At 72.6% G+C, this 5,860-nt stretch carries 5 protein-coding genes and 1 pseudogene; all 6 read left to right on the forward strand.

Annotated elements, in window-relative coordinates; genetic code table 11:
- Nucleotides 1–1,523 (forward strand): FAD-binding oxidoreductase (locus tag CCN39_RS48065; RefSeq protein WP_244211353.1); only part of this gene is annotated, 1,523 nt, incomplete at its 5' end.
- A 23-nt stretch (nt 1,524–1,546) separates the two neighbouring features.
- Complete coding sequence (locus tag CCN39_RS48070) at nt 1,547–3,118, forward strand: alpha-amylase family glycosyl hydrolase (protein ID WP_086853876.1); 1,572 nt, start codon at nt 1,547–1,549, stop codon at nt 3,116–3,118.
- On the forward strand, nt 3,115–3,810 hold the full coding sequence (locus CCN39_RS48075; RefSeq protein WP_086853878.1) for a polysaccharide deacetylase family protein: 696 nt from the start codon (nt 3,115–3,117) through the stop codon (nt 3,808–3,810). The genes CCN39_RS48070 and CCN39_RS48075 overlap by 4 nt, the downstream gene beginning before the upstream one ends.
- A 16-nt stretch (nt 3,811–3,826) precedes the next feature.
- Nucleotides 3,827–4,747, forward strand: coding sequence for a GNAT family N-acetyltransferase (locus tag CCN39_RS48080; protein WP_158104628.1), 921 nt, complete (start codon nt 3,827–3,829; stop codon nt 4,745–4,747).
- A 34-nt stretch (nt 4,748–4,781) separates the two neighbouring features.
- Nucleotides 4,782–5,615 (forward strand): glycosyltransferase family 8 protein, encoded by an 834-nt coding sequence (locus CCN39_RS48085; RefSeq protein ID WP_158104629.1) that lies wholly within the window; start codon nt 4,782–4,784, stop codon nt 5,613–5,615.
- Nucleotides 5,612–5,860: pseudogene (locus CCN39_RS48090) on the forward strand (ROK family protein); the annotation flags it as partial. The gene CCN39_RS48085 and the pseudogene CCN39_RS48090, both read left to right, overlap by 4 nt.

Consider the following 5,860-nt stretch of genomic DNA (forward strand, 5'->3'; position numbering starts at 1 on the left):
CGGTCGCGGAGACGGGGACCACCGGGTTCGGGCCGGTCGCGATCACCGCGGCGGACGGCCGGTACCGCGACCTGGTCCGCGGCCTCAACCCGCGGTACGTGGCCGCTCCCGACGCGATCTACGTCGCCGATTCGACGGCGTCGGTGATCGAAGTCGTGCGCAAGGCAGTCGCCGAGGGCAAGCGGCTCACCGTGCGCAGCGGCGGTCACTGCGTCGAGGACTTCGTGTTCAACCCGGAGGTCCAGGTGGTGCTGGACCTGTCCGAGATGAACCGGGTGTACTTCGACGCCGAGCGCGGCGCGGTCGCCGTGGAACCCGGCGCCATCCTGATGGACGTGTACGACCGGCTCTACAAGGCCTGGGGCGTCACGATCCCGGCCGGCATCATCTACTCGATCGGCGCGGGAGGTCATTTCGCCGGCGGCGGGCACGGGTTCCTGTCCCGCCTCCACGGAATGGGCGTCGACCACCTCCACGCGGTCGAGGTGGTCGTGGTCGACGCCCGCGGCGGTGTCCGCAAGGTGGTGGCGACGAGGGAGCCCGGCGACCCCCACCGCGACCTGTGGTGGGCCCACACCGGCGGTGGCGGCGGCAACTTCGGCGTGGTCACCCGCTACTGGTTCCGCTCGCCGGGCGCGAAGGGGAACGACCCGCGCAGGATCCTGCCCCAGCCGCCCGCCGAGGTGCTCTTCGCCGGCCTCGGGCTGCCGTGGGCGGACTTCACGAAGGAGAAGTTCGCCCGGCTGCTGAAGAACTACAGCGCGTTCCACGAGAAGCACAAGCATCCCGGCTCGCCGTACCTGGCGCTGACCGGCGGACTCGGGCTCCCGCTCCGGTCGGCGGGCCCGATCGGCCTGGGCACCCAGGTGGCCGCGACCCACCCGGACGCCGAGCGGCTGCTCGAGCGCTACCACGCGGAGATCCTCGACGGCGTCGCGCCGGACGCGAAGCCCCACGTGACGCGGATGCCGTGGCTGCAGTCGACCCTGCAGCGCGCGACGACGAACAGCCAGGCGAACGACCCGGCCCTGCGCAGCGACTTCAAGTCGGCCATGATGCGCGGGACCATGCCGGACGCGCAGATCGACGCGCTCTACCGGTACCTCACCCGCACCGACGTCGACAACCCGACGATCGGGGTGTCGTTCCTGTCTTTCGGCGGCCGGATCAACGCGGTCGGCCGGAACGACACCGCCTTCCCGCACCGCGACTGCTCGCTGAACCTGCTGTGGACGGTGATCTGGACCGACCCGGCCGACGACGACAAGTACATCGGCTGGAACCGCGACTTCTACCGGGCGGTGTACGCGGAGACCGGTGGTGTGCCGGTGCCCGACGGCGTCACCGGCGGGTGCTACGTCAACGACGCCGACACCGACGTCGCCGACCCGCGGTTCAACACCTCGGCCGCCGCCTGGCACGACCTGTACTACCGGGACAACTACCCGCGCCTGCAGCAGGTCAAGGCGAAGTGGGATCCCCGGGACTTCTTCCGGCACAAGCTGTCCGTCCGGCTGCCCTGACCGCGGCGAAAGGTGTGACACCCATGACCCGCCCCGCGTCGTCCTGGCTGGCCGATTCCGTGCTGTACCACGTCTACCCGCCATCGTTCGCCGATTCCGACGGTGACGGCATCGGCGATCTGGCCGGGCTCACCGCGCGCCTGGACTACCTGGAGTGGCTGGGCGTCGACGCCGTCTGGCTGAGCCCGTGCTTCGCGTCGGAGTTCGCCGACGGCGGGTACGACGTGGTCGACTACCTGACGATCGCGCCGCGGTACGGCACCGGCGAAGACGCCGTCGCGCTGATCGAGGCCGCGCGCGAACGCGGCATCCGCGTGCTCTTCGACCTCGTGGCCGGGCACACTTCCCACCGGCACCCGTGGTTCCGGGAGTCGGCCGGAACACCGGGCGACGACCGGTACATCTGGTCCGACCGGATCGCCTCGCCGGTCCGGGAGTGGGTGCCCAACCTGGGCCGCCGCGGCGGGTTCTACCGGGCCAACTTCTACCCGGCCCAGCCGGCGCTGAACTTCGGGTACGCCCGGCTCGACCCCGCCGAGCCCTGGCGGCAGCCCGTGGACGCCCCCGGCCCGCGCGCCAACCGGGCGGCGCTGCGGGAGATCATGGGCCACTGGTTCGACCGCGGGGTCTCCGGGTTCCGCATCGACATGGCCTACTCACTGGTCAAGGACGACCCCGGCCGGGTGGAGACGGCCAAGCTGTGGGGCGAGCTGCGCGAGTGGGCCGACCGCGAGTACCCGCACTGCGCGCTGCTGTCGGAATGGGGCGAGCCGCAGACGGCCGTCCCCGCCGGGTTCCACGCCGACTTCTTCCTGCACTTCGTCGGTCCGGCGGTGCATTCGCTGTGGGACAACGACTCCGGCACCCAGGGTCCGTGGACCGACGGCAAGCCGTGCTACTTCGACGTGGCCGGCCGGGGCTCGATGAAGCCGTTCCTGACCGCATGGCAGGAGGTCGAAGCCGCGACGGCCGGGCGCGGGCTGGCGGCGCTGCCGACGGCCAACCACGACTTCTCCCGGCTCGTCTGCGGGCCGCGCACGCGGGACATGGTCCCGCCGGCGTTCGCCTTCCAGCTCACCTGGCCGACGCTGCCGGTCGTCTACTACGGCGACGAGATCGGGATGCGGTACGTCCCGGGGCTGCCGGACAAGGAGGGCAGCCAGGCCGACATCACGGCCCGCCAGGGTTCGCGCACCCCGATGCAGTGGGACGACGGCCCGAACGCCGGCTTCTCCACCGCCTCCGCGGCGGACCTGTACCTCCCGGTCGACCCCGATCCGGACCGCCCCACCGTCGCGACCGCCCGTGCGGACGACGCCTCCCTGCTCCACCACGTCCGGCGGCTGGTCGAACTGCGCAAGCGGATCCCCGAGCTCGGCACCGCCGCGCCGGTGCGGGTGCTGTTCCAGGACTACCCCTTCGGCTACCTCCGGGGCGAGCGCCACCTGGTGGTCGTCAACGGACGCCGGGAGCCGGCGACCGCCCCGCTGGACCTCGAGGTGGTCCGCCCGCTCGCCGTGCACGGGGTGGCGTGCGGCGGCGGGGAAGTCCGGGCGGACGGCTTCTCCTACGGCGTGTTCGAAGTGCGCGGATGAGCGACACGGAAGCCGCCGCGGTGGGTTCGTCGGTCCACGCCGTCCGCACCGAGACGAAGAACGTCGTCCTCACCTACGACGACGGCCCCGAGCCGGGCGGCACCGAGCGGGTGCTCGAAGCCTTGCGCGAACACGGGGTGACCGCCACGTTCTTCGTCCTCATGGGCCGGGTCCGCCGGTTCCCGCGGCTGTTCGCGGAGATGGCGGACGAGGGCCACGAAGTCGGGCTGCACGGCGTCGACCACCGGAGGCTGACGTCGATCGATCCGCGCGAAGTCCGCCGCCGCACCGGGGACGCGCGCCGCGAGCTGGAGGACCGGCTCGGGAGCGAGGTGCGGTGGTTCCGGCCGCCGTACGGCCTGCACTCCCGGGACAGCTGGACCGCGGTGGCCGCCACCGGCCTGACCACGGTGCTCTGGACGGACGCCCTGCGCGACTGGTGGGACCGGCCGACCGACACGCACCTCGAACCGGTGCTCACCGCGGCCCGGCCGGGCGCGATCGTGCTCGCGCACGACGGGTTCGCGTCCTGGGTGGACGGTGTCGACGACGGGCGCCCGCCGACGCTCGACCGCGGCCGCCTGACGGACCTGATGATCGGCGCCTACCGGGACCAAGGCCTGGCCTGCTGTTCCCTCACCGAAGCCCTGGACGCCGGCGAACCCGTCACCGACGTGCGGCTGGCCCCGTGACAACCGGAGGAAGATGATGCACATCCGTTCCCTGGCGGCAGCGGATCACGCGGAGCTCGCCGCGCTGTGCGCGGCCGGGCTCCCGCTGGACCCGTACGCCGCCGACTACCCGGGGATGCTGCTGCGCCGCGAGGCCGTCGGCCTCGTCGCCACCGAGGAGGGCCGGCTCGTGGGTGCCGCGCTGGGCTCGGCCCGGGGCGCGGACGAGGGTTCGCTCGACCTCCTGGTCGTCGCCGACGGCCACCGGCGCCGGGGCACCGCCCGGCGGCTGGTGACGACCCTGGAGAGCCGGCTGGCCGAGCGGGGCGCCACCGCCGTCGTGGTCGAGGGCAACGCGCCCTACTACTTGTGGCCCGGCGTCGACCTGCACTACACCCCGGCCATCTGCTTCTTCGAGGACAGCGGGTACGAACGCGGGCGGTCCGTGGTCAACATGGACGTCGACCTGCGGGCGATTTCCCTGGACACGGCGGACGACGAGAAACGCCTGCTGGGCGAGGGGATCGAGCTGCGCGAGGCGACCACGGCCGACCGGGACGGGCTGCACGCCTGGCTGTCCGCCGGATCCGGGTGGCCGCCGGCCGGGTGGCCACCCGGCTGGGCGGACGAGGCCGTCGCCGCCCTCGGCCGGGAGAACGCGGGGTGCCACCTCGCGGTGTCGGCGGGGAAACCGGTCGCGTTCTGCGCGTACGGGGTGAACCAGCCGCACATCATCGGCCCGATGGCCACCGACCACGCCGTGCGCAGCCGGGGCATCGGCATGACCCTGATGAAGCGGTGTTACGCCGATCAACGCGAGCGCGGCATCACCGTCGCCGAGATCTCGTGGGTGGGACCGCTGTCGCTGTTCTCCGACCGGTTGCGGGCCCGCATCCGCCGCTGCTTCTGGCAGTACCGCAAGCCGCTGAAAGCCGAGGTCTCCGATGGCGGGGAATGAACCGCAGGCCCCCTTGCCGACCATCGTCTGCGCGGTGGACGACAACTTCGAGCTCCCGGCGAGGGTCGCGCTGCACTCGCTGGCCGCCGCGCACGAAGACTGCCTCGACGACCTCAGGGTCGTGCTCCTCCACGACACCTTGAGCGCCGACGCGCGGACCCGCATCCGGGCGCACGGCGACCGGCTCGGGCTGAAGCTGGAGCTGGTGGAGAGCCCGCCGGTCGATCCCCGCCTGCCCGTGCTGCGGCGCTACACCGCGGCCATCTACCTGCGGCTCAACGTGCACCACGTGCTGGCCGACGAGTCGCGGGTCCTGTACCTGGACTCGGACCTGATCGTCCTGGACGACCTGCGCGAGCTGCTGACGCTGCCCATGGACGGCCACGCCATCGGCGCCGTCCGCGACTCGGCGCGGCCGACGATGAGCCGCGGCGGCGCGCTGCCCTCGTGGGGAGAGCGCGAGTTCCCGGCGGACCGCGAGTACTTCAACTCCGGTGTGCTCCTGCTCGACCTCGACGCATGCCGGTCCACCGGGGTGCTCGACCGGGCGAGCGACATCCTCCTGCGTGAGCCCGGCATGGCTCGCTTCCCCGATCAGGACGCGCTGAACTGGGCGGCCGCGGACGACTGGCTCCGCCTGGACCGCAAGTGGAACACCTTCGCCATGTCGATCATGGCCAGCCGCAGCGACTACGTCCACGTGGCCGAGGACATCGCCGGCCTGGACTCGCTCGTCCGCGCCGAGCGGACCGCGTCGATCCTGCACTTCAGCGGCCGCGACAAACCGTGGCAGGACACCTGCCCGCCGAGCTGGTCCCGCGACCGGTACCGGGAGTTCCTGCGCGCCGTGGAGGGGCCGCTCCGGTGACGGAGGCCTGCTACCTCGGCATGGACATCGGTGGCACCAAGGTGTCCTTCCGGCTGGTGCGCGGCGGGGACGGCGAAGTGCTGTGGAGTTCGCTCGCCCGCTGGCCGGAGGCGCCGTCGGACGTCGGGGACGACCTGGCCGTCCTGCGGGCGCGGGTGCGGGAACTGCGGGAGGCCACCCGGGTGTGGCCGGCCGGGGTGGGCGTCGCCGTCGCGGCCCAGGCGAGCTCGCCACCGTTGCGGAAG

The organism is Amycolatopsis kentuckyensis (assembly GCF_002155975.1).
GTDB classification, from domain to species: domain Bacteria; phylum Actinomycetota; class Actinomycetes; order Mycobacteriales; family Pseudonocardiaceae; genus Amycolatopsis; species Amycolatopsis kentuckyensis.